This is a genomic window from Bifidobacterium sp. (assembly GCF_050874245.1).
Lineage (GTDB): Bacteria > Actinomycetota > Actinomycetes > Actinomycetales > Bifidobacteriaceae > Bifidobacterium.
The window spans coordinates 1-1,468 of sequence record NZ_JBNMKH010000186.1 but is presented as its reverse complement, the minus strand read 5'-3'; the positions used below and the strand labels follow the sequence as shown (position 1 = coordinate 1,468).

At 56.7% G+C, this 1,468-nt stretch carries 2 protein-coding genes; both read right to left on the bottom strand.

The window, feature by feature from the left end:
• Positions 1-87: 87 nt before the first annotated feature.
• Positions 88-1,263: an endonuclease/exonuclease/phosphatase family protein gene (locus tag ACR0P8_RS09745; protein ID WP_432624854.1), complete on the bottom strand. Its 1,176-nt coding sequence runs from the start codon at positions 1,261-1,263 to the stop codon at positions 88-90.
• An 11-nt stretch (positions 1,264-1,274) separates the two neighbouring features.
• A partial coding sequence (locus ACR0P8_RS09740) for a hypothetical protein (protein WP_432624853.1) occupies positions 1,275-1,468 on the bottom strand: 194 nt, incomplete at its 5' end.

The following is a 1,468-nucleotide window of genomic DNA, read 5'->3' as shown; positions in this document are numbered from 1 at the left end:
GGATATGGCAAAGCGAGTGCCGTTGCTCGCCCATGCTGGCATTACATAGGAGGAAAGCCTTACGATTGCCGCACTTTTGGAGCTTGTTCAGCCGGTGATCTCCATAGTCCCCAGCAGCGCTTTATGATCGGAACCGGCAACCGCACGCGCCTCAAGATCGCCTACGATAACACCGCGATCGTGCACGATATGATCGATCTCGGAACAGGCAGGCATCGGAATGACGCCCAGCAGCTTCACATTCGACGGGTAGGTCATATGGAATCCGCTTCCGGCGCGTTCGCCCGAATCCAGGAAGCGCGCCCCAAGCAGATACCGGAAACTGGCATGATCCCATATGGCGTTGAAATCCCCCATCAGCACATACTTGCCTTTGCTTCCCTGTAACTGCCCGATGGCGCTTAACCCTTTGCTCCATAACCCTTGGTTGCTCGGGCGGGGCGAAAATGGATGCACCGAACCGAATCGCACGGCCACTCCACCAAAATCAATGCTGGACGCCGGAATACTGGAGGACTCGATGGGAATGAGATCCCCCGTAGTGTCGCTCATAGGAGCCGCGCTCCACAGCGCGTTCACGCCACCGTTGTCATGCGCCGACCACTTCGCCACGTTCGAATAAGGCAGCGTCGCTTCCAAGCCGGCATCACGCAACCGTTGCACCAGTCCATGCGACACCTCCTGCAATGCCAGCACCTCTACATGCTCATCACGAACCATCCGCACAATATGGTCGGCATCCGCAGCGCCTTCCTTCGCATTCAACGTCATGATTCGCGCATAACGATCAGTCGTGTCCAATTCGCTTTGCGTAACCGCAAGACGCGCACGTACCGACAATCTGTCGGTCGGCACTATGAACCCCCAGTGCCAGCACACCTGCACCATAATGCAGACAACACATATAACGGCGAGCGCACGCTGGCGTATGGCGAATGCGATGATGGCAACGGCAGCAGTGGGGATAATGAACCACGGCATAAGTGCCACAACGATGGGAACGTATTTTCTGCCGCCGAAGCCGCCTGGAATCATACGCAGCACCATGGCGATAAGCGTTATCGCCATGATTGTGCGCAGCACGATGACGAATCTATGGGATTCCGCGAGACGACCCGCCATGCCTTGCACGCCTCGTGTATTGTGCATGTCGGGCGGTATTGCGTCGGAGGATGCGTATGTCGCCGGCATATCGTGCTGCGCACGATTCGCACAGTCGTTACGGATGCCGTTGCCGGTATCGTGATTCGTATCGTTCGTCATGCAGTTGTGCTTCACCCTTCGATGGCATCCCATTGTTGCGCTCGGCTTGCCATCGTTGCAGACGCTTGCCCGTAGCAGTACTCATACTGGCGGATTCTCACGTTTTCTACGCGATGGGTACGGTAGTTCACTGCACAATCTGCTGCCGCACCGGAGCGGAATCCACTTGACGCCGTTTTTTCAACGCGTTCAGTATGGCGCACAG

Excerpts from the sequence above, each read along its gene's own strand:
- ACR0P8_RS09745 (WP_432624854.1), bottom strand. The coding sequence starts at position 1,263 with ATGACGAACGATACGAATCACGATACCGGCAACGGCATCCGTAACGAC.